Genomic DNA, 20,354 nt, shown 5'->3' on the forward strand with positions numbered 1-20,354 from the left:
GCTCCGTCGCATCCTAACCCTGCCTAAACAATCCTCTCGCAGTGCAACGAAGAATGCACTACGTTTTTCAGTCGCATGGTTTTTTACGGTTACTGCCGGGGGACTTTCTCGCGAATGCTTTACCAAGCCTATCAGTTTCAAGACGACTTGCTCGCTCCCTTCCGCGAAGTCGCCAAGAACTCGAAAGCCGCGATAGAAAAAGAGCTTTTTCCAACCGTCGACGCCCTGAAGTCGCATTTGGCGGCGGGCTTCGAGATGATCTCCCGGTTCCAACTCACTCATACGCGACCCGACTTCGGGATTTCGACGGTGCGAGTCGGCAACCGCGACGTGCCGGTGATGGAAGAAGTGGCGCTCAGCCTGCCATTCGGGAATCTCCTGCACTTCAAGAAGGATATCGACACGCCGCAGCCGAAGGTGCTCGTGATCGCGCCGCTGTCGGGACACTTCGCGACGCTGCTTGCCAAGACGTGCGAGACCCTGCTGCAGGATCACGACGTCTACATCACCGACTGGACGAACGCCCGCGACGTGCCGCTGGACGCCGGGCGTTTCGGCGTCGATGAGCACGTCGATTACGTCATTCGTTTTCTTGAAGAACTCGGACCCGACTCGCATCTGCTCGCCGTCTGCCAACCGTGCGTGCAGGCGCTCGTCGCCGTTGCCGTCATGTCGGAGGATAAGAACCCGGCGACGCCCCGTTCGATGACGCTGATGGCCGGTCCGATTGACGTGCGCGAAAGCCCCACGGCCGTCAACAAGCTCGCGAACGACAAGCCGCTGTCGTGGTTCAAGTCGAATGTCACGGCGCGGGTGCCGTCGCGGTATCCGGGGCGCGGCCGCCGCGTCTATCCGGGATTCGTGCAGCTCTTCAGCTTCGTCGCCATGAATGTCGATCGTCACCGGGCGCAGCACCAGAAGCTTTATGAGCATCTGGCTAACAACGAAATCGCGGAAGCACAGAAAATCAAGACCTTCTACGACGAGTATTTCGCGGTGCTCGATCTGACGGAAGAATTCTACATCGAAACGATCGACCGGATTTTTCAGCAAGCGCAGCTCGCGACCGGTGACTTCACCTATCACGGCCGCAAAGTCGATCCCGGCAAGATCCTGAGAACGGCGTTGCTGACGGTTGAGGGCGGACGCGATGATATTTGCTCGCTGGGGCAGACGTCAGCTGCGCACGATCTCTGCCATTCGCTCAGGCCGCATTTGAAGCGCCATCACCTGCAAGCCAACGTAGGCCATTACGGCACGTTCAACGGCAAACGGTGGGAACGCGAGATTTATCCGGTCGTGAAGAATTTTATCCTGTCGATGGAATAGCGGTGCGGCGATACGAAAGGGGCGTCGCTATGCCCCAACTGCCCCGGCCATGACGGTTATAAGTTGAGGAACGGCATTCGCGGCACATTTCAGCCGCTCGACGCCGGGTAGCGGCGCACCCGGCAGCGTCAGGTTTCTCTCCGACCGAGCGGGCTCGCCCGCCCAAGCGCGGCGCTTGAAGGAAGTGCCGAGCCGTTCTATTTCACCCAGACTTTATGCTGGCAATCGAGCCATTTAGCGATAACGGACCGATCGTGGAATTGGATCGCTCCGCAATTCTGGCAAACGATCATCAGCACGTTGACGGGTGCGTTGCTGGATGACGATTTCCGCTCGCACGTCAGCATGTGAATGTCGACGTCGCAATTGGAGCGAAAGCGCCCGCAGACCGGGCAACCCGTAATGTGCTTTCCGAAGAGGAATTTATCGACCTCGGCTTTCGTGAGGTCGCGTGTTTCAGTGGCCGTTTCTCGTTCCACTGTTGCGGTATCAGTCATCGCAATCACCGTGGGTTCACTTGAATAGTTGAATCGTATGATGATAACCCCTGCGACACAAGAAGAGTTCGGCAATTCGCGCGATATTTTACGGCGATTCAACGTGCTCAATCCTTTTGCGGCGCCGCGATTGCGTTGCAATAAGCGCTGCGATTTTTGAGCCGTTTGCCGCAAGTCAATGCGAACGAACGCAAAGTACTCCTCAGCACGCATTCCATTTCGGCGAATTGGAACGGCACACCATTCAACACGTTGATCACCCGAACGCGAGGGGCAGTCGCGCTTCAATGGACAACGTATGGAGGTGTTTCAATGCTGAAGTTTTCACTCACTGCCCTCGCACTCGTCGCGACGTCGACGTTTGCGATGGCGGACCCGAACATGAGCAAGCCAGGTGGCGGAAACGGTCCGGGCGGCGGCGCGATAGAGCGCTCCGGTGGCGATCTGAAAGGCGGCGGAGGTGATCGCGGCATGGGAGATCGCGGCCCGGCAATGAAGGGCAGCGAGGCGGGCGAGCCGAAAAGCCTCGGCGACCGCCAAATGAGAAGCGACCGTAGCGAGGCCAAAGAGAGCCATCGCGACGCGACGGACAGGTCCGCGTCTTCCGGCGACAGGAAGAACGACGCACGCAGCGAGAACATGCCGAACGACAAGCGGAATACTCACCAGTACAATCGTCAAGCCGAGGACAATAATAGTAGCGGCAAACGCGAAAACCGTGCCGATACGAACGATCGAAACGACCGTACACGTTCCAATGAGGCCAGGGACAACTCGCGGCCGGATCGGGGCGCGACGGGTGCCAGCGAGGGCACGGAAGGCAAGGCACGGTCAAAAGGTTCGCTGACGAACATCAGTCCCGAGCAGAAGACGAAAGTGCGCGCGGCATTTTCCGGACATCGAGTGGCGCCAGCCCGCGATATCGGGGTCGATGTGCGGGTCGGCGTAGTCGTGCCGCGGTCGGTGCATTTCTATCCGTTGCCGCCTACCATCGTGACGATCGCGCCCGACTATAGCGGCTACGAGTATTTCATGATCGACGACTCGCACGTCGCGATCGTTGATCCCGACACGCTAGAGGTCGTTGATATTATCGTCGTTGCGTAGCCTTTACGCGCAGAGGATTGAAAGCCGCCGGAATTCCCGGCGGCTTTTTTTGTGGGCTGTTCCCGCTTGACTGGAGCTGGCATTCGCCGAGATGGCGAGGACTATAGAGCCATCACGCATCACTTGACGGATGTTATAACATCCGAATATATGGTCGATCCTCAACCCCGGGAGATTGGCTATGGATTCCGACATCATCACGCATTTGAAAAAGACCGCCGTCACGAAGGACGGGCGCTTGCCCGTGACGGTGCTTTCCGGGTTCCTCGGCGCAGGCAAGACGACGCTGCTTAATCACGTCTTGAATAATCGGCTGGGCCTGAAGGTCGCGGTCATCGTCAATGACATGAGCGAGGTCAACATCGATGCCGATCTCGTCGCGATGGGCGGCAGCAATCTCTCGCGAACCGACGAGACACTGGTCGAGATGTCGAACGGCTGCATTTGCTGCACGCTGCGCGACGATCTTTTGAAGGAGGTCCGCCGCCTCGCTGCCGAACGCCGGTTCGATTACCTGATGATCGAGTCGACCGGTATCGCCGAGCCGCTTCCCGTCGCGACGACATTCGAGTTTCGGGACGAAGAAGGCCGCAGCCTTTCGGACGTCGCGCGCCTCGACACGATGGTGACTGTGGTCGATGCCGCACATCTGCTGAAAGATTATTCGTCTCGCGACTTTCTGAAAGATCGCGGCGAAGTTGCGGGCGAAGACGACGAGCGACCGCTCGTGCAGCTTCTCGTCGAGCAGATCGAATTCGCCGATGTGATCGTTCTGAACAAGGTCGATATCGCGACACCGGAGGACATCTCAGCGGCGCGGACGATCCTCCGTTCCCTTAATGCCGATGCGCGGATCATCGAAACGAGCCATGCGCGCGTCGATACCTGGGACATTCTCGATACCGGGCTTTTCGATTTCGAGCATGCTCATCGCCATCCGACCTGGCTGAAGGAGCTCAACGGCTTCAAGGAGCACAAGCCGGAAACGGACGAGTATGGCGTTACGAGCTTCGTCTATCGCGCGCGGCGGCCCTTCGTGCCGGAGAAGATCCATGCATTCTTCAACAGGTCATGGCCCGGTGTCGTCAGGGCGAAAGGTTTCTTTTGGCTGGCTTCGCGGCCGCAATGGGTTGGCGAGGTCAGCCAAGCGGGCGCCGTCGTGCGGCATGAAGCAATCGGCTATTGGTGGGCGGCGGTGCCGAAAAAGAACTGGCCCGCCGATGCCGGCCTCGTCGCGCGGATCGACAAGGGTTGGCACAAGGTCTGGGGCGACCGCCGCCAGGAGATCGTCTTCATCGGCATGCGCGACATGGACCAGGACCGCATCAAAGCCGATCTCGATGCCTGCCTGCTCCCGGTTGCTGAGAATAAGCCGCTCGACGTCTCGGCGTGGCGATCGCTGCCCGATCCGTTCCCTGAATGGCGCCGGGACGCCGCATAAATGAGCCGATGCCGTTTCACTGGGCCGGACAAAACCGATGTCCGGCCCTACATCATTATTTTCGATCAGTTCGATCGGGCTTTACGTGGCTAAGGGCCGCGTACACAGTGCTTTCCCCGCAATAATTGTTCTCTATCAATGACGGCGTTAGGAGAGCGGTGTCGTTCGGCGGGATTTCCGCTCTCTTTCTGCAAACCTGCAATGGAGAGCTTCCATGAATTTCAAACGGCGTGTAGCTGCCGCCACGCTTGTCACTGCGCTTGCGATTGCCCCAATCTCCCGCGCATACGCGGAAGAAGCCGATGCCGAAAGCCTCGTCAACGCACTCAACGCCGTCTTCGGCGCTCACAAAGGTCTGCGTGCGGCGCATCCGCATGGCTTCTGCGTCAAAGGCAACTTCGTTGCGGACCCTGCAGCTGCCACGCTAACGAAAGCTCAGCACTTCAATTCGAAGACGCCGGTCGGGGTCATCGCCCGTTTTTCGATGGCAGGCGGCAGCCCGGATGCTTCCGACGCTCAGAAAGATAATGCACGCGGCTTTGCGATCCATTTCGATCTCGGACAGGACACAACGACCGACCTCGTGACGATCTCGGCACCCGTTTTCGTGGCGCGCGATCCGGATCAATTCCTGAAGCTGCTGCAAACGGTCGCGACGAAGGACAAGGCGAAGATCGGCGAATTCTTCAAGGAGAACCCGAATTCGACTCGGCAAGTCGCATGGCTCAACGCACGACCGGTACCGGCGAGCTTCGCGACCGTCGATTACTGGGGCGTTCATGCCTTCACTGCAACGAACGCGGAAGGCAAGAAGCAGGTCTTCAAGTACAAGCTCATTCCGGTCGCGGGCGATGTCGGCCTGTCGGATGAGGAAGCGAAAAAGAAAGATCCCGACTTCTATCGTCCGGAGTTGAAAGATCGGCTGGCCAAAGGCCCTGCGCAGTTCAAGCTGATCGCAATTCTCGGTGAGCCCGGCGATCCGACCGACGATCCGACGGCCATGTGGCCGGAAGACAAGCGCAAAACGCTGACGCTCGGCACAGTCTCGATCACCGGCTTTGAAGACAACAAGACGTGCGATGCTGGCATCTTCGATCCGACCAACGTGACCGACGGCATCGACGGGCCGGAGAACGATAAGATCTTCCCGATGCGTTCGGCGGCTTACGCCGTCTCGTTCTCGCGCCGCGCGGCGCCGTGATCGACCAGATTGGAAATCATCCTCGGCTGATGCCGGGGATGATTTCTGTTTGTTGAAGCGTCTCTTCGCTAGGCCTTCCCGATATACGCGGCAAGCCGCGCAAGAGTCTGGTGGCCACCTTCGACAGCTCCGAACTTCGCCATGGCGGCGCGATGCTCGGCCGTTGCCATGACGAGATGCAGCGTGACGCGGGTCTTTCCGCCTTCTGCTTCGAACGTGATCGTCTGTTTGAACGCAGACGCGGCATCGCTACCTTCGCCAGCGTCGTGATCGTAGGCGATGACCTCCGGCTCGCGGATCTCGGTGTAGCGGACGCGATTGGGATAGTCGGTACCGTCCGGTCCATGCATGGTGAAGAGCCACTGTCCGCCGGGACGGAAGTCCATTTCGTAGGTCGTCGTTCTAAAACCGTTCGGTCCCCACCAATGCCCGATGTGAGCGGGGTCCTTGAAGGCCGCGAAAACAAGCTCACGCGGCGCATTCACGAGACGTGAAATGACGAACTCTCGGCCGCCGCGCAGCTTTTCCAAAAGGATCGCGAGCAGATTGAAGGCGCTCGTCCAGCCTTCAGCGTGGCCGTCGCGCGCGAGCGCTGACGTGAAGCCTTCCTGCAGGAACGTCATTTTGGTCTTGCCGTCGCCGACGTCATCAAAGGTCACGGTGATGGTCGTCTCAGGACCAGCCTGACAAGCGCCATCGAGCCACGCGTGAGTCATGACGATGCGCTTGCCTTCGACCATGTCCAGGTACTTGCCTCGAACGCAATGGTCGTCGCCGGCGGGCGAACGCATACGCGCGAAATAGTCTCCGCCTTTGCGGAAATCCGCTCTGGCTTCGGGGATCGTGAAGCCTTCGGGCGCGGACCACTGTCCGAGATGCTCCGGCGTCGTCCAGGCCTCATAGACAAGGGCGCGGGGCGCCGCGAATATCCGAACGATTTCGAGCCGCGCCGCGGATTCGGCCGCGACATCGGCCTTACTTGGTTTTCCTTGGGCCACGCTTTTTCTCCTTCGCCTGCAACACGCGCAGATACTCGTCCAACCGATCGAAGCTCTGCTCCCAGAATTTGCGGTAATGCTCGACCCAGTCGTCCACCTCCTTCAATGGCGCCGGATCGAGACGGCATGGACGCCATTGCGCTTCGCGGCCACGCACGATGAGGCCCGCACGCTCGAGCACCTTCAAATGTTTTGAGATGGCCGGGAGGCTTATGTCGAATGGCTCGGCGAGAGCCGTGACGGATGTCTCGCCGAGCGCAAGACGCGCGAGAATCGCACGCCGCGTCGGATCGGCCAGGGCTGCAAACGTTTCGCTCAATCGGTCGTCGGGCATTTATTTAGCCAATTCGTTAAATAACCATTTGGCTAAATACAGAGAGCGCATGCGAGCGTCAAGCGTCGCGTTGCGCCCTCTTGCAAGGACGGCGCTGCTATTGCGCTGCGAACAAGCTTGTATGGGTCCAGGCTCGCACAGGAATGAAAGAGGCTGGATCAGCGCTGAGCGGGAAATATCTGCAAAAATATAAAAGCCCCGCCCGGCTGTCGCCGGTGGCAGGGCTTAGACCATGAATTCGATTTTTGGTTCCTGAGCTAGTGGCGCGTCTCTCTACGCAGCCGCTCGATTTCGTCTTTGAGTTTCAGCTTTTCTTGCTTCAACCTGCGGACTTCGATGTCGTCCGAACCTGGGCTGACTGCTACCTGATTGATTTTTTGTTCGAGTGCCCGGTGCTTCTCTGCGAGTTCCGCGAGATGAGCCGTGATCGTCATCAGTTGCCTCCTATGGAGATTGCCGACGTTGAAATCGTGCCACACGTTTCTCACGTTGTCCAACGCGTCTTAGGTCTGAGCTTGGATGTTTGATTTTTGTTACGGTTGCCGTCATAGCTGCGGCTATTAGTGATTCGTAAAATAAATTCAGACGATTAGAAAGGTCGCCCAGGTTCGCGCTTTGGAAGGCTTGCCAGACGTGAGGCAATCGCCCAAAAGCGACGGACAGTCGATCCGGGTAGCGACAGGGAATAGGCATGGAGCGACGCGACGAACGCGAGCTCAGGGAACAGTTGGTCACGTTGCGCGCCGAGCATCGCGAGCTCGACGCCGAAATCGCTGCCCTTGAAGGTAACCCTTCGGCTGACCAACTTCTTATCAAGCGGCTGAAAAAGAAGAAGCTCGTCCTGAAAGATCGGATAACCCAGATCGAGGATAAGCTCCTTCCCGATATTATTGCGTGAACGACGTTTCACGCTAGGCTGCTTTGCAGTTCCGCGCGTTTAGTAGTTCATGACCTCGCCCTCACCTGCCGTCGATACTTGGCTTTATCCGGTCGGATCCGGAATTTATTGCGAACCTGGCGATTTTTATATCGACCCCGGCCGGGCGGTCGATCGCGCCATCATTACGCACGGCCATAGCGATCACGCGCGCTCCGGGCATCGCGCCGTTCTGGCGACGGCTGAAACCATTGCCATCATGAAGGTGCGCTACGGCGAGGATTGCGCCGGCTCGTTCCAGGCTTTGGCGCTTGGCGAGACAATCTCGATCAACGGCGTCCGCGTGCGCCTTGCCCCGGCTGGTCACATTCTCGGCTCAGCGCAGGTCGTGATCGAATGGGCTGGGCGGCGGGCGGTGATCTCGGGTGACTATAAACGCTCCAGCGATCCTACGTGTACACCGTTCGAACTCGTCCCTTGCGATGTGTTCGTGACCGAAGCGACGTTCGCGCTGCCCGTATTCCGGCATGAGAAGGCCGCGCACGAAGCGCAGAAGCTGCTGGCATCGCTCGCAGCCGAGCCCGACCGCACGCATCTTGTCGGCGCCTATAACCTTGGCAAAACCCAACGCATGATCCGCGTCGTTCGCGATCAGGGCTACGACAAGCCGATCTATCTGCACGGCGCGGTCGCGTCGCTGACGGAGCTTTATCAGAAGCTCGGCATCGATCTCGGCGACCTTCAACTTGTATCGGAGACAGACGCGAAAGCGATCCGCGGCGGCATCGTGATGTGCCCGCCGTCCGCTCTTGGCGATCGCTGGTCGCGCCGGTTCGGCGATCCGGTGATGGCGTTCGCGAGCGGATGGATGCGCGTGCGCGGACGCGGGCGTCAGCATGGTGTCGAGCTGCCGCTTGTCGTGTCTGATCATGTCGATTGGCCGGAGTTGATCCAGACGATCATCGAAACGGAGGCGGAAGATATTTGGGTGACGCACGGGCGCGAAGACGCGCTGGTGCATTATCTCGGCTCCATCGGACGCAAAGCGCGCGCGTTGGCGCTCGTCGGATACGGCGAGGAGGCGGAATAGCGATGCGCGTATTCGCCCGTCTGCTCGATAGTCTTGTCTATACGCAGAGCCGCAATCGCAAAGTCGCGCTGCTTGGCCATTACTTTCGAACGGCGCCTGATCCCGATCGCGGCTGGGCGCTCGCGGCGCTGACGGACGGCGTGCCGATCCGCATTCCGCTGCGGCGCATGTTGAGCGATCTCGTCTCGCGTTTCGTCGATCCAGTGCTTTATCGGCTATCGCGCGACTACGTCGGCGACACGGCGGAGACGGTGTCGCTGCTCTGGCCGGACGATCGGGTTGTCGTTGCGACGCCGGACGTTGCGGAGGCTGCCGAAACCCAAGATGACGTGCCGGAAAAGCCGAAGCAGCTTGTTCTGGATCTCACCCCCACCGCTCGTCAGTCCCCCACCGCTCGTTTGACCCCCACCGCTCGTTTGACCCCCACCGCTCGTTTGACCCCCACCGCTCGTTTGACCCCCACCCCTAGCCCCTCCCCGCAAGGGGGAGGGGAATCGTTCACTTCTCCCTCGCCCCGCGTGCGGGAAGAGGGCTGGGGTGAGGGGCAGCCGTGGCCGAATGTTTCCGCGCCTCGGCCTCTCCCCGTGGAGGAAGGAGAGAGTGACAACGGGAACTCTCACCTGCCCTCCACGATGGGCGTTCCCACTTCTCCCCTCCCCTTGACGGGGAGGGGTCGGGGGTGGGGTGAAGCGGGACATAACTCAGGCGAGCCGCCGGAGCTTGCGCTTGGCGCGGTCATCGAGGCGATGGCAGATGGGACGACGGCACAGCGCACCGAGCGGCTTGGCCATCTGCTCGATCAACTCGATGCAACTGGACGTTGGGCGCTCCTGAAACTCATCGGCGGGGCTCCGCGCGTCGGCGTGTCTGCACGACTGGCGCGGACGGCGCTGGCGGAATGCTACGGTCGCGATGTCTCAGAGATCGAAGAGATCTGGCACGCGCTGACGCCACCCTATCTCGATCTCTTCCAATGGCTCGACGGCAAAGCCGAGCGGCCCGATCCTGGCTCAAAGCCCGTCTTCCGGCCGGTCATGCTTGCGCATCCGATCGAGGAAGAAGATTGGCCGCGGCTTTCGCCGGAAGATTTTTCGGCGGAATGGAAGTGGGACGGCATTCGCGTGCAGATCGCGGCGCGTGGCGGCGAGGTGAAAATGTTCTCGCGCCAGGGCGATGACATCTCTGGCGCGTTTCCCGAAATTCGCAGCGCCTTTCATGGGCACGATTGCGTCGTCGATGGCGAGTTGCTCGTCATGCGCGAGGGCGAGATCGCGCCGTTCAACGACTTGCAGCAGCGTCTCAACCGCAAGACCGTGACGGCGAAGATGATGCAGATGTATCCGCCGCATGTGCGGCTCTACGATCTGTTATTCGATGGAGCGGAAGACTTGCGCGGGCTGTCGTTTGAAGACCGGCGCGCACGGCTCGAAGCGTGGCACGCGAAGCATCATCCGCGGCTGACGGATATTTCGGCGCTCGTTGCATTCAAGACGTTTGAAGAGCTGGGCGAGTTGTGGGCGTCGGCGCGAGCGGAAGGCATCGAGGGCCTGATGCTGAAGCGGCGCGCGAGCGTTTATCAGGCAGGCCGCGTCAAAGGCGAATGGTTCAAGTGGAAGCGCGCGGCGCTAACGCTCGACTGCGTGCTGATGTACGCGCAGCGCGGCTCGGGCAAACGTTCGTCGTACTATTCCGATTACACGTTCGGCGTCTGGAAGACCGACGACAACGGCGAGAAGCAGCTCGTTCCGGTCGGCAAAGCCTATTCGGGATTTACCGACGAAGAACTGCTCGAACTCGACAAATGGATCAGGGGGCACACAACGGAGGCGTTCGGGCCGGTGCGCGCCGTCGAGCCGGAGCTTGTGTTCGAAGTGGCGTTCGATGCCGTGCAGCCGTCGACGCGGCACAAGTCAGGCGTCGCGATGCGGTTCCCACGCATTCACCGCATCCGCTGGGACAAGCCCGCGGCCGAAGCCGACACTCTGGAAAGTGTTCTGCGGTTGATCGGGGGCGCGACGGCCGCAACGACTGCGGAGCAATCACGTCTCGCGTAAGTATTTGGGCGGCCCGATCCGCTCTGTCATGCCGACGGAGGTCGGCACCCAGACACGTGTCAGCAAAGGTGGTGCTCTGACTTGACTAGATCCCGGCCTGCGCCGGGATAACGGCAATAAAATCGCTTCATCCTCGGCATGAAGCCGAGGATGACATTTGTTCATGGCTGCGAGCGCCGGGCGCTTACTCTGCCGCCGCCTTAGCGGCTTCCGCAGGATTGGCCGTCTCGGCGATGTAGCTCATCGCCGCTGCAACGCCACCCTTCTTGTGGGGCACGCCGGCCAACTCGAAGCCCATCTCGACGCCGGTCAGCGCGCCGAGCACCGTCAGCTCGTTGGTGTCACCGAGATGCGCGATGCGGAACGCCTTGCCAGCGATCTTGTTGAGACCGGTGCCGAGCGACATGTTGAAGTTGTCGAGCACAATCTTGCGATACGCATCGGCGTTATGGCCTTCGGGCATTTGCACCGTCGTGACGGCGGGCGAATAATACTTCGCGTCGCGGCACTGAATTTCAAAGCCCCAGGCGCGGACGGCGCGACGGGTTGCCTCTGCCAAACGGCGATGACGCGCGAAGACGTTTTCCAGGCCTTCCTCGTTGATCATGTCGATCGCTTCGGCGAGGCCGTAGAGCAGGCTCGTCGCCGGCGTGTACGGGAAGTAGCCCGTCGAATTCATCGACAGCATGTCGTCCCATGCGAAATAGGACTTCTTGAGCTGGGCGGTTTTCGACGCCTCAATGGCCTTGGCGCTGATCGCGGTGAACGACAGGCCCGGCGGCAGCATCATACCCTTCTGCGAACCGGACACCGTGACGTCGATGCCCCACTCGTCGTGGCGGATGTCGGCGGCGGCGAGCGAGGAGATCGCGTCGGCCATCAGCAGCGCGGGGTGGCCCGCGGCGTCGATCGCCTTGCGTACTTCATCGAGGCGCGTCAGACATCCGGTCGAGGTTTCGTTGTGGACCACGCAGACGGCTTTGATCTTCTTGTTCGTGTCTTCGCGCAGCCTCTTCTCAATGGCGTTGGCATCGGCGCCAATGCGCCAGTCGGTCGAGATGACTTCCGTTTCAAGACCGAGCCGGCGCGCCATGGCTTCCCATAGCACGGCGAACTGCCCCGTCTCGCACATCAGCACCTTGTCGCCAGGCGACAGCGTGTTGCTGAGACCCGCTTCCCAGGCGCCCGAACCGGACGAGGGATAAATGATGACATGGCCCTGGGTCTTGAACAGCCCCTTGATGCCACCGAGCACGCGACGGCCAAGCTCACCGAACTCAAGGCCTCGGTGATCGAGAACCTGGCGCGCCATCGCGGCCAGAATCCGCTCCGGCACGGGCGTCGGGCCCGGAATCTGCAAAAAGTGGCGGCCGGGGCGGCGGTGGCTTGTCGACATTCGCGTAGTCCTCAAAGGGTATTATTATTGTTCGTCTCCGCGGGTGTCCTAGTACCGAACCGTTCCGGATACAATTGGCCCGAAGACCGATTTTCGCGCCTGTACTGCGCATTTTGTCCTGGTGACTGTTTGAACAGGAAAAAATGGTTCTTTCCCGTAATAACAAGCACGTCGGAAGCGCGCCACTTGCATCGAAGCGCTGGTGGGCGCATGTCACCCGGACATGGGGCGAAATACTGAAATGTATGCAAGTGAACCAGGCAGTCTTGTCCGTCTGACGGCGGTCGAGGCGCAAAAAGCGCTCACCGCAGGCGATCTGACATCGGAAGAGCTTGTCGGCGCTTGTCTGAAGCGGATTGCCGACCGCGAGCCGGAAATCGGTGCGTGGGCGCATCTCAATAGCGCCGCTGCGCTGGCGGCGGCCCGTACGAGCGACCAACGGCGGGCGCGCGGCGAGCCGTTGGGGGCGCTGGAAGGCATCCCGGTCGGCGTCAAGGACATCATCGACACCAAGGACTTCCCGACAGAGCTTGGCTCTGAGATTTTCGCAGGCCGTCAGCCGACTGAGGATGCTTTCGTCGTCTCCGAACTGAAGGCTGCGGGGGCGATTATTCTCGGCAAGACGGTGACGACGGAATTCGCGTTCTTCGGTCCGGGCAAAACGCGCAATCCGCTCGATTTCGAACGAACGCCGGGCGGCTCGTCGTCCGGATCGGCCGCTGCCGTTGCCGACTTTCAGGTGCCGATTGCGCTCGGCACGCAGACGGCTGGGTCGATCATCAGGCCCGCATCCTATTGCGGCGTCATCGGCTACAAACCAACGTTCGGATACGTGTCGCGCACCGGCGTTCTCGAACAGTCGCCGCCGCTCGACACGATCGGCGGCTATGCGCGCTCGATCGACGACTTGGCGCTGCTGATCGACTGCATCAGCGGTTTCGATACGGTTGACCGCGATATGATCGGCCATGATCCGCAGTTGATGTCGGCGATGCAAAACGCGAAATCGCGGGCGCCGCGACGGCTGGCGTTCATCAAGTCGCCGGTTTGGGCGCAGGGCGACGACAAGATGCGTGCGGCGATCGAATTGTTCGCGTCGACTTTCCGAGATATCGAGGTCACCGAAACGGAATTGCCTGCGGGCTTCGATCACATCATCCGCTTGCAGCAGATCGTGCAGTTCTCGGATATCGCGCGCAACTACGGGCCGATCGCCGATGCGCATCCTGACCGCGTGTCAGGGAAGCTCAAGGAAGTGATCGCCGAGGGACGGTCGTTCTCTGCGACAAGCTACGACGACGCGCGCAGCAAGCAGGAAACTCTGTGCGAGGCGCTGCGACCGATCTTCGTCCACAACGACGCCATCCTGACACCTGCAGCCCCCGGCATCGCGCCGGCAGGACTGCAGAGCACGGGCAGCCCAATGTTCAACGGCCTGTGGACCTATCTCAAGCTGCCGTGCATCTCGCTACCGCTGCTGACCGTCGATGCGATGCCTCTTGGCGTGCAACTCGTCGGCGCGCGCGGGGACAGCGGACGCCTGCTCGGCGTTGCGTCGTGGATGATGAAAGAGCGCGGGCGGAGAACGTAGGCGAACTGCTCGCGAAAATTGCCGCGCCGGTTTCGTCCTCTGTCGTCATCTCGGTGCAGGCCGGGATCCAGCCAACCCGATACACCGCGTATGTTGATCGTTGTCTGGGTGCCGACCTCCGTCGGCATGACGGAGATGGAGGCAACGGAATCGCCAGCATGATGCAGAACAAAAATGGCCGGGGTAGCCCGGCCATTTCGTAAAAACATTTGCGAGCGTGCAGGCTCAAGCGAGCTTGAACGGCATGTCCTTGCCGGCGAAGAACGCATCGATGTTATCGAGCGCTTCGAAGCCCATCTGGTTGCGTGCTTCGATCGCCGCCGAGCCCAGATGCGGGAACAGGAACGTGTTCGGCAGGTCGTAATAGCCTTCGTTGATCTTCGGCTCACCGGCGAAAACGTCGAGGCCGGCGTATGCCAAGCGACCTGACTTCAGTGCCGCAATCGTGTCTTCGTCGTTGACGAGATCGCCGCGCGCTGTGTTCACGACGATGGCGCCCTGGGGCAGCTTCTCGATGGTCGCCTTGTTGAAGAAGCCGCGCGTTTCCGGCGTCGACGGCGCGTTGATCGAGAAGAACTGCGAGATCTTCAAGAGGCTGTCGAGGCTGTCGTGGTAGGTGGCGTTGTACTTCGCTTCCACCTCGGGCTTCGCGCGGTAGATGTCGTAGTAATGGATTTCCATGTCGAAGCCGCGGGCGCGCTGCGCGAGGGCCTGGCCGATTTTGCCGAAGCCGTAGATGCCGAGCTTCTTGTTGTCGAGGCGCTGGCCGACGAGTTGCAGCGGCTGCCAGCCCGGCCACGACCGCGTGCGGATCATCTTTTCGCCTTCGGAAGCGCGGCGCGCCGAGCCCAGAAGCAGCAGCATCGCGATTTCGGCGGTGGCGACCGTCACGCCGTGCGGGGCGTTGCCGACTTTGATGCCGCGCTTCTTGCAGGCTTCGAGATCGATGTGGTCGAAGCCGATCGAGAACGTCGAGATGCACTTGATGTTCTCGGGGATCTTTTCGATCACCGCAGCGGGGCACTTCTCATTGAGGGTGAGAAGGATGGCGTCGACCGATTTCGCCGTCTCGAGCATCTCGTCGACAGTGATCTTCGGATTATCTCCGTGGGCGATGACATCGTAGGTCTCGCGAGCGCGGGCCATGGCAGCTTCGGGCAGAGGCCACGTAATCAGGATCTTCTTCTTGGACATGACGTGAGGGGTCCTCCCGGACATTCGGATGTTTTTCGCCGGCACGCTTGTGCCCGACCAAAGCGCAACTGACAAGTCCGGCAAGTCGCTCCGCTGCACCGCAACCTGCCGCTGGACAACGCTTTTTTCACCATAATGGGGGCATGATCGGCGGCGAGGGAAATTTAGGTTTTCGCGTCCAGGGCGTTGTCATGCGTACGGTCTTGTTCGGTTTGATCCTGCTGGCAGTCGGCAAGGTCTGGTTCCAGGACCATACCTATCGCGTCGCCATGAGCGATGCCGTGGTGGATGCCTATCGCGACCATGCCATCGAGATTTGCCGCCGGATGGCGCTGAAGCGGGGCACGGATGCGCGCGAGGACGGCGTTTCTGCGTGGGGTACGGCATCGAAGGCCGAAGCCGTCATCGGCAATCCGGACATCGACGTCGCGATCTGGGATACGCAGAACCCACGGTGGGACCAGCGTTTTCGCGATCCGCAGTTGATCCTGAGTTCGACGGGCGGCGCGGCGCGGTGTGCCTACGACGTTCGCCAGGGCAGTGCGACGCTTTCGCTAGCGGTGCGCTGAGCAGACCGGCGATCTCGACGCTTTCGCACATCTCGAAAAGTTCGAACGCCCGACTTTCTGATCGCTGTCGGGAATTGCCCGCCTCCGCGGCCACGGCGTTCGGGGGACCACATCTGCTCGTTTTCATCGCCGCCTGCGGCGGGATGGCGGTGGATGAAACGCACTCTCGGCGGCTTTTGGAATGCAGATACACGGTGCACCCTTTAACCAACAACATCCTGTTCATCTTTGATCGTGACAATGACGAAGTGAGTCGGCTTCGCCGATCACGAGAGCGTTTCGGCGATGGGGTGCGCCGGCGCTGCGGGGAAATGAACTGAGGCCATGGCCGAACACAGCGCACGCGCCGACCATCATCGCTTTCGGTCCGCCCTTGCGGATGCCAAGGTGGCGGTCATCAAGCGGGCAAAGGCCGTGGCGCTTTTCCCGGTGGTGATGGGATTGATCGCCTGGGCCGTCGTGGCGTTCGTCCCGGACCGTTATGCGGCATTCGTTTTGATCCAGGTTGATCCTGGACAGGCGATGCCATCGGCTGATGAGCCGAAAACCCCTCCACCGGCGGCATTCGAACTTGAGCGCCGCGAGGTCGAGAAACAGGTCGAGAGAATGACCTCGCCTGCGTTGCTCGATAACGTGGTGACGGCGATGGATCTGACGGCCGATCCGGAATTCCAATCGCGGTCCTGGCTTTCGCGGCTGATGTCGCCGCTCGATAACTCCGATCCACGTGCCATAGCGCGCGAAGCACTGGAAACGCGGCTATCGGTTCGACGGGTTCACAACTCGTCTTTGATCAATATCGGTATCTCATCGCAAGATGCGGCGAAGGCGGCGAAAATCGCCAATGCCGTCGCGGCGCGCTACATCGCCGAGCTGCTTTCTGAAGCAACCGCGAACAGCAGCGCAGAGAAACGATCGGCCGAACCGACCGCTTCGGAGAAGGTTTTTGCCTCCCTTCTCGATCGCTATGGACTGACGCGGACGCTGACGGGCTCGCGGATCGTTGAGGCCGCAAAAATACCTGATGTGCCAGCGGGGCCGAAACGCGTCCGCATCGCTGAGACGGTGGCGATGTCAACGCTTCTGCTCATGCTGATGCTTGCCGTTCTGCTCGAACGCGATACGCGACTGCGTACCCGCAAGGTCGAACAGATGCTGGCTTGTCCGCATATGACTTCGCTTCCCGCGGTGACGCACGACGATGAAGCCACGAATGCGATGCGGCGGGCGCGATTGATCATTGCTGAGCCCGGATGCCGTTATGCGGAAGCCGTTCGTGCGGCGTGCGACGCGCTCAAGGCGCGCGCCAATGGTGACGGTCCACGCGTTATCCTCACGGTTTCGGCGCTGACGGGTGAAGGCGCGGAGCCATTCGCATCGAACATCGCGCATCATCTGGCGGTCGACGGACAAAAGACGCTGCTGGTCGATTGCGATTTTCACGCCAAGGTTCTCAGTCGCGAGCTGACCCCGCATGCGCCGCCGGGGCTGCTCGATCAAATCGCGTCGCATGCGCCGGTCGAGAACGTCATTCTGCGCGACAACCTGACGGGACTGCATTTCCTGCCGTCGTGCGGCTCGGCACCGATCCCGCTGGCGATGCCGTCCGCACTTCGTTCGGTGGCGTTCACGGCGGCATTCCAGCACCTCAAGGCACGCTTCCCGACGATCATCATCTCGGCGCCGCCGTTGCTCGAAGCGGACGACGCGCAAATTCTGGCCGATCTCGCCGATCAGATCGTGTTTCTCACGGCTTGGCACCGGACGCCCCGCGCGCTCGCCAAGAAGGCCGTGGCGCTGCTCGAAGCGAACCAGCGCAAGATCGCGGGGGCGGTGCTCGCCGATATTTCGGATGACCGCGACGCCGGCTTCATGACCTTCTCTGCCATGTTCAACGAGATCCGCCGCGCGGCTCGGCTGCCTGCCATCGACCACGCCGCTTGAAATCGCCCGACGTCGTGCGCGAAGCGCTGGCGATCATGCTCGCTTTCAAATCGCAAAGTTCCAACGCAACGGGACGGCGCGCACATGACAGCTCAAATCGCCTGCGGGAGCTTTTCCTGCGTTAATTCGGGAAAAATTCTTGGTGCGCCGCGACGACAAAAATCGCGCTTCGCTTAGGCCGTTACCGCATCTGAAAATTGTTCTAAATCGAAAACTCATCGCGGCGATGGAACTGGCCAGCCTTACGAATTTCACACTGGCAACAACGGGCCAAAGTGGCTACACGCGTTTGGGGAATTTCAATTTAAACGCAATGGAAACCTTAGCGTGATCAGAACCCTGAAGCGTTTCTCGCTTTCCTGCCTGCTTGTTCTTCCCGCATGTCTGTGGGCGACACTAGCAAATGCCGATCCCAATGCCGATCCCGCTTCGACGGCGCATGCGGAAGAAGCTCCCGCAGCGCCGAGCGCCGGTGTCCACGTAGAATTGAATAAGCTCGAAGCTTCCTCGAAGGGCTGCCGTGCCTATATCGTGGTCGATAACCCTGCTGAGACAACGTACAAGTCGTACAAGATCGACCTCGTTCTGTTTCAGACCGACGGTGTGATCGGCAAGCGCTTTTCGATCGATCTGGCGCCGCTCAGGGCGAAGAAGAAATCCGTCAAGCTGTTCGAGATCGACGGGATTCAGTGCGACAAGATCGGATCGTTTCTGATCAACGACGTCATGGAATGCAAGGCCGAGTCAGGACCGGTTTCCGGCTGTCTCGATCAGCTCAAGACGACTTCCCTGACAAAAGTTCAACTTTCGAAGTGACGCGATGAACCCCTTATATGTGATGTCAGCGGAAATCGCCGCCAAAGATCTATCGATCATGGGGCTGTTTCATCACGCCGATATCGTCGTGAAATGCATTATCCTGGGCCTGCTGGCCGCCTCGGTCATCTGCTGGGCCATGGCGTTCGAGAAGCTCATTCGCGTGTGGATGGTCAACCGCGAGATCACCAAGCTCGAAAAGAGCGGCGTGACCGCTAAATTGCCGGAAGCGCGGGCGTCAAGCCTGATCGGTGCGGTTGGCGAAGCGGCACGCACCGAATGGAGCGAAGCCGGCAACGATGCTTCGACCGGCGAAGTGCGCGACCGTCTCGAAGTCGCCATGCGCGCTGCCGTCAAACGCAAGCTCAAGAGCATCGAGCAAGGGCTGCCATTTCTGGCGACGATCGGCTCGGCTGCACCCTTCATCGGTCTCTTCGGAACCGTTTGGGGCATCATGAATTCGTTCACGGCGATCGCACAGCAGAAAGACACGAGCCTTGCAGTCGTGGCGCCGGGTATCGCCGAGGCGCTATTTGCCACCGCGGTCGGCCTTGCTGCGGCCATTCCGGCGGTCATTTTTTATAACCAGATCACAGTCGCGCTAGGACGTGCGTCCGATCGGGTCATGCCGGCGATCGTCGGTATCGCGCGGACCATGTCCCGGCGCGGCCTGGAGGGCGCGAACTGATGGGAATGGCTGTTGGCAATGGTTCGGGGGGTGATGACGACGGAGGCTATAAGCCTCTCGCCGAAATCAACGTCACGCCGTTCGTCGACGTCATGCTCGTGCTGCTGATCATCTTTATGGTCGCCGCACCGCTGATGGTTCAGGGCGTGCCGCTCGAACTGCCGAAAACGACCGCTTCCAAGATCGGTGCACAAAAAAAGCCGATGGTCGTTTCGCTGGCGCCGGACGGCAAGCTCTACATTCGCGACGAAGAAGTGATGCGCGATACGCTCGTGCCGCGGCTTGAGCAAATCAAGGCTCAGGAAGGCGACGCGGTCGTCTACGTTCGCGCCGACCGGAAGATTCCCTACGGCGACGTGATGGAGCTTTTGGGACGCGTCGGTGATTCGGGCTACGCCCGAGTGTCGCTGCTGTCTCAACCGGCGCCATCGTCGTCGTCCGCCGCATCGGGTGCCCCCCCATCGGGGGCCACGGCCAACAACTGACGACGAGAGCCGCCCGGGATGTATTTGCGAATTGCCGCCATACTCTTTGCCCTGATCATTCACGGGGCGGTCGGCTACGCTATGCTTCCCCATCTCATGGATACCAGTGCGCCTGCCATGGACATGGGCAAGGGCATGGACGTGATGCTGGTCCAGGGCGCCGAGTCGAACGAGGGCATTACGAAGGGCGATTCCTCGGAGACGCGCGAAATCCCCGAAATCGCCGCGATGCAGGCTGCTCCGCCGCCGCCACCGGAAGAAAAGAAGCCGGACGAGCTGCGCGACGTCATCTCGTCGCCCGAGGGCACGGTCGAGCAGCAAGTCGTCAAGACGGAAGAACCGCCACCGCCGCCCGATACTCCGCCTCCGCCGCCGGAAGTGGTTCAGACGATCACGCAACCGGCCCAGATCGCCGTTCTTGAAGTCCGCAGCGCCGGGCAAGCGTCCGGCGGCAACGCCAAGGCGTTCGGACGCTACATGAGCCAAATCAACGACCGCGTTCAAAAGGCGAAGCGCAACCCGCGCGTTCCCGCATCGGGAACGGTGGTGCTCCGCTACACGATCGGCGTCGATGGCCACATCCTGTCGAAGGAGATCGCGACAAGCTCCGGCTTCAAGCAGCTTGACGACGCGGCGACCGACGCGCTCGATCGCGCTGCGCCGTTCCCGCCGATCCCGCCGGATGTCAGCGTCAAGCCGCTTGCCTTCACGCAGCCGTTCAAATTCATCATGCGGTAACGCCG

Annotated in this window: 20 protein-coding genes; 14 read left to right on the forward strand and 6 right to left on the reverse strand. The window is 60.6% G+C overall.

What is annotated here, in order from left to right; translation table 11 throughout:
• Nucleotides 1-114 precede the first annotated feature (114 nt).
• Complete coding sequence (locus HYPMC_RS17830) at nucleotides 115-1,329, forward strand: polyhydroxyalkanoate depolymerase (RefSeq protein WP_013949460.1); 1,215 nt, start codon at nucleotides 115-117, stop codon at nucleotides 1,327-1,329.
• Nucleotides 1,330-1,526: 197 nt separating this feature from the next.
• Here HYPMC_RS17830 and HYPMC_RS17835 read toward each other — a convergent pair whose 3' ends face one another.
• Complete coding sequence (locus HYPMC_RS17835; RefSeq protein WP_050976893.1) at nucleotides 1,527-1,826, reverse strand: hypothetical protein; 300 nt, start codon at nucleotides 1,824-1,826, stop codon at nucleotides 1,527-1,529.
• A gap of 312 nt (nucleotides 1,827-2,138) precedes the next feature.
• Between HYPMC_RS17835 and HYPMC_RS23425 the strand changes: the two genes are divergently transcribed.
• The 3 genes from HYPMC_RS23425 to HYPMC_RS17850 all read left to right on the forward strand — a co-directional run bounded on the left by HYPMC_RS23425 (nucleotide 2,139) and on the right by HYPMC_RS17850 (nucleotide 5,575).
• Nucleotides 2,139-2,933 carry a DUF1236 domain-containing protein gene (locus HYPMC_RS23425; RefSeq protein ID WP_013949462.1) on the forward strand — a complete coding sequence of 265 codons (795 nt, stop codon included), beginning with the start codon at nucleotides 2,139-2,141 and terminating at the stop codon, nucleotides 2,931-2,933.
• Nucleotides 2,934-3,114: 181 nt separating this feature from the next.
• Nucleotides 3,115-4,374 carry a zinc metallochaperone GTPase ZigA gene (zigA, locus tag HYPMC_RS17845; protein ID WP_013949464.1) on the forward strand — a complete coding sequence of 420 codons (1,260 nt, stop codon included), beginning with the start codon at nucleotides 3,115-3,117 and terminating at the stop codon, nucleotides 4,372-4,374.
• A gap of 214 nt (nucleotides 4,375-4,588) precedes the next feature.
• Nucleotides 4,589-5,575, forward strand: a complete 987-nt coding sequence (locus HYPMC_RS17850) for a catalase family peroxidase (RefSeq protein ID WP_013949465.1) — start codon at nucleotides 4,589-4,591, stop codon at nucleotides 5,573-5,575.
• Between the two features lie 68 nt (nucleotides 5,576-5,643).
• On the opposite strand, the gene HYPMC_RS24790 is transcribed toward HYPMC_RS17850, so the two are convergent.
• The 3 genes from HYPMC_RS24790 to HYPMC_RS23850 all read right to left on the reverse strand — a co-directional run bounded on the left by HYPMC_RS24790 (nucleotide 5,644) and on the right by HYPMC_RS23850 (nucleotide 7,341).
• Nucleotides 5,644-6,573, reverse strand: a complete 930-nt coding sequence (locus tag HYPMC_RS24790) for an SRPBCC domain-containing protein (RefSeq protein ID WP_013949466.1) — start codon at nucleotides 6,571-6,573, stop codon at nucleotides 5,644-5,646.
• Complete coding sequence (locus HYPMC_RS17865; protein WP_013949467.1) at nucleotides 6,551-6,907, reverse strand: helix-turn-helix transcriptional regulator; 357 nt, start codon at nucleotides 6,905-6,907, stop codon at nucleotides 6,551-6,553. Before HYPMC_RS17865 ends, HYPMC_RS24790 begins: the two co-directional genes overlap by 23 nt.
• Before the next feature lie 257 nt (nucleotides 6,908-7,164).
• Nucleotides 7,165-7,341: a YdcH family protein gene (locus HYPMC_RS23850; protein WP_013949468.1), complete on the reverse strand. Its 177-nt coding sequence runs from the start codon at nucleotides 7,339-7,341 to the stop codon at nucleotides 7,165-7,167.
• 257 nt (nucleotides 7,342-7,598) lie between these two features.
• Here HYPMC_RS23850 and HYPMC_RS23855 point away from each other — a divergent pair, with 257 nt between their 5' ends.
• From HYPMC_RS23855 to HYPMC_RS17880, 3 genes are read left to right on the forward strand one after another with little or no spacing between them, the layout of a single operon-like run.
• Complete coding sequence (locus tag HYPMC_RS23855; RefSeq protein WP_024276392.1) at nucleotides 7,599-7,805, forward strand: YdcH family protein; 207 nt, start codon at nucleotides 7,599-7,601, stop codon at nucleotides 7,803-7,805.
• A gap of 49 nt (nucleotides 7,806-7,854) precedes the next feature.
• Nucleotides 7,855-8,874 carry a ligase-associated DNA damage response exonuclease gene (locus HYPMC_RS17875; protein ID WP_013949470.1) on the forward strand — a complete coding sequence of 340 codons (1,020 nt, stop codon included), beginning with the start codon at nucleotides 7,855-7,857 and terminating at the stop codon, nucleotides 8,872-8,874.
• 2 nt (nucleotides 8,875-8,876) lie between these two features.
• Nucleotides 8,877-10,928: a cisplatin damage response ATP-dependent DNA ligase gene (locus tag HYPMC_RS17880; RefSeq protein ID WP_013949471.1), complete on the forward strand. Its 2,052-nt coding sequence runs from the start codon at nucleotides 8,877-8,879 to the stop codon at nucleotides 10,926-10,928.
• Nucleotides 10,929-11,112: 184 nt separating this feature from the next.
• Here the strand turns inward: HYPMC_RS17880 and HYPMC_RS17885 are convergent, their stop codons facing one another.
• Complete coding sequence (locus tag HYPMC_RS17885) at nucleotides 11,113-12,324, reverse strand: alanine--glyoxylate aminotransferase family protein (RefSeq protein ID WP_013949473.1); 1,212 nt, start codon at nucleotides 12,322-12,324, stop codon at nucleotides 11,113-11,115.
• Between the two features lie 241 nt (nucleotides 12,325-12,565).
• Here HYPMC_RS17885 and HYPMC_RS17890 point away from each other — a divergent pair, with 241 nt between their 5' ends.
• Nucleotides 12,566-13,915 (forward strand): amidase, encoded by a 1,350-nt coding sequence (locus HYPMC_RS17890; RefSeq protein ID WP_013949474.1) that lies wholly within the window; start codon nucleotides 12,566-12,568, stop codon nucleotides 13,913-13,915.
• Nucleotides 13,916-14,140: 225 nt separating this feature from the next.
• Here HYPMC_RS17890 and HYPMC_RS17895 read toward each other — a convergent pair whose 3' ends face one another.
• On the reverse strand, nucleotides 14,141-15,109 hold the full coding sequence (locus HYPMC_RS17895) for a D-glycerate dehydrogenase (RefSeq protein ID WP_013949475.1): 969 nt from the start codon (nucleotides 15,107-15,109) through the stop codon (nucleotides 14,141-14,143).
• A gap of 191 nt (nucleotides 15,110-15,300) precedes the next feature.
• Here HYPMC_RS17895 and HYPMC_RS17900 point away from each other — a divergent pair, with 191 nt between their 5' ends.
• The 6 genes from HYPMC_RS17900 to HYPMC_RS17930 all read left to right on the forward strand — a co-directional run bounded on the left by HYPMC_RS17900 (nucleotide 15,301) and on the right by HYPMC_RS17930 (nucleotide 20,349).
• The gene (locus HYPMC_RS17900) at nucleotides 15,301-15,678 is read left to right on the forward strand and encodes a hypothetical protein (protein WP_024276394.1); all 378 of its coding nucleotides are present in this window, start codon (nucleotides 15,301-15,303) and stop codon (nucleotides 15,676-15,678) included.
• A gap of 324 nt (nucleotides 15,679-16,002) precedes the next feature.
• Nucleotides 16,003-17,622: a tyrosine-protein kinase domain-containing protein gene (locus HYPMC_RS17905; RefSeq protein WP_013949477.1), complete on the forward strand. Its 1,620-nt coding sequence runs from the start codon at nucleotides 16,003-16,005 to the stop codon at nucleotides 17,620-17,622.
• Between the two features lie 327 nt (nucleotides 17,623-17,949).
• Nucleotides 17,950-18,438, forward strand: a complete 489-nt coding sequence (locus HYPMC_RS17915) for a hypothetical protein (RefSeq protein ID WP_013949479.1) — start codon at nucleotides 17,950-17,952, stop codon at nucleotides 18,436-18,438.
• 4 nt (nucleotides 18,439-18,442) lie between these two features.
• Entirely contained in the window at nucleotides 18,443-19,126 is a 684-nt protein-coding gene (locus HYPMC_RS17920) for a MotA/TolQ/ExbB proton channel family protein (protein WP_013949480.1), read from the forward strand.
• Nucleotides 19,126-19,611 carry a biopolymer transporter ExbD gene (locus HYPMC_RS17925; RefSeq protein WP_013949481.1) on the forward strand — a complete coding sequence of 162 codons (486 nt, stop codon included), beginning with the start codon at nucleotides 19,126-19,128 and terminating at the stop codon, nucleotides 19,609-19,611. The genes HYPMC_RS17920 and HYPMC_RS17925 overlap by 1 nt, the downstream gene beginning before the upstream one ends.
• Nucleotides 19,612-19,629: 18 nt before the next feature.
• Nucleotides 19,630-20,349: an energy transducer TonB gene (locus HYPMC_RS17930; protein ID WP_013949482.1), complete on the forward strand. Its 720-nt coding sequence runs from the start codon at nucleotides 19,630-19,632 to the stop codon at nucleotides 20,347-20,349.
• Nucleotides 20,350-20,354: the final 5 nt, after the last annotated feature.

Origin of the sequence: Hyphomicrobium sp. MC1, assembly GCF_000253295.1 — a bacterium.
Classification (GTDB): Bacteria; Pseudomonadota; Alphaproteobacteria; order Rhizobiales; family Hyphomicrobiaceae; genus Hyphomicrobium_B.

What these genes read in the sequence shown, in the direction of transcription:
- HYPMC_RS23855 (WP_024276392.1), top strand. Translation starts at nt 7,599, where the DNA reads ATGGAGCGACGCGACGAACGCGAGCTCAGGGAACAGTTGGTCACGTTG.
- HYPMC_RS17875 (WP_013949470.1), top strand. Translation starts at nt 7,855, where the DNA reads ATGACCTCGCCCTCACCTGCCGTCGATACTTGGCTTTATCCGGTCGGA.
- HYPMC_RS17895 (WP_013949475.1), bottom strand. Translation starts at nt 15,109, where the DNA reads ATGTCCAAGAAGAAGATCCTGATTACGTGGCCTCTGCCCGAAGCTGCC.
- HYPMC_RS17865 (WP_013949467.1), bottom strand. Translation starts at nt 6,907, where the DNA reads ATGCCCGACGACCGATTGAGCGAAACGTTTGCAGCCCTGGCCGATCCG.
- HYPMC_RS17925 (WP_013949481.1), top strand. Translation starts at nt 19,126, where the DNA reads ATGGGAATGGCTGTTGGCAATGGTTCGGGGGGTGATGACGACGGAGGC.
- HYPMC_RS17920 (WP_013949480.1), top strand. Translation starts at nt 18,443, where the DNA reads ATGAACCCCTTATATGTGATGTCAGCGGAAATCGCCGCCAAAGATCTA.
- HYPMC_RS23425 (WP_013949462.1), top strand. Translation starts at nt 2,139, where the DNA reads ATGCTGAAGTTTTCACTCACTGCCCTCGCACTCGTCGCGACGTCGACG.
- HYPMC_RS17850 (WP_013949465.1), top strand. Translation starts at nt 4,589, where the DNA reads ATGAATTTCAAACGGCGTGTAGCTGCCGCCACGCTTGTCACTGCGCTT.
- HYPMC_RS17890 (WP_013949474.1), top strand. Translation starts at nt 12,566, where the DNA reads ATGTATGCAAGTGAACCAGGCAGTCTTGTCCGTCTGACGGCGGTCGAG.
- HYPMC_RS17830 (WP_013949460.1), top strand. Translation starts at nt 115, where the DNA reads ATGCTTTACCAAGCCTATCAGTTTCAAGACGACTTGCTCGCTCCCTTC.
- HYPMC_RS17885 (WP_013949473.1), bottom strand. Translation starts at nt 12,324, where the DNA reads ATGTCGACAAGCCACCGCCGCCCCGGCCGCCACTTTTTGCAGATTCCG.
- HYPMC_RS23850 (WP_013949468.1), bottom strand. Translation starts at nt 7,341, where the DNA reads ATGACGATCACGGCTCATCTCGCGGAACTCGCAGAGAAGCACCGGGCA.
- HYPMC_RS17900 (WP_024276394.1), top strand. Translation starts at nt 15,301, where the DNA reads ATGCGTACGGTCTTGTTCGGTTTGATCCTGCTGGCAGTCGGCAAGGTC.
- zigA (WP_013949464.1), top strand. Translation starts at nt 3,115, where the DNA reads ATGGATTCCGACATCATCACGCATTTGAAAAAGACCGCCGTCACGAAG.
- HYPMC_RS17880 (WP_013949471.1), top strand. Translation starts at nt 8,877, where the DNA reads ATGCGCGTATTCGCCCGTCTGCTCGATAGTCTTGTCTATACGCAGAGC.
- HYPMC_RS17835 (WP_050976893.1), bottom strand. Translation starts at nt 1,826, where the DNA reads ATGACTGATACCGCAACAGTGGAACGAGAAACGGCCACTGAAACACGC.
- HYPMC_RS17930 (WP_013949482.1), top strand. Translation starts at nt 19,630, where the DNA reads ATGTATTTGCGAATTGCCGCCATACTCTTTGCCCTGATCATTCACGGG.
- HYPMC_RS17905 (WP_013949477.1), top strand. Translation starts at nt 16,003, where the DNA reads ATGGCCGAACACAGCGCACGCGCCGACCATCATCGCTTTCGGTCCGCC.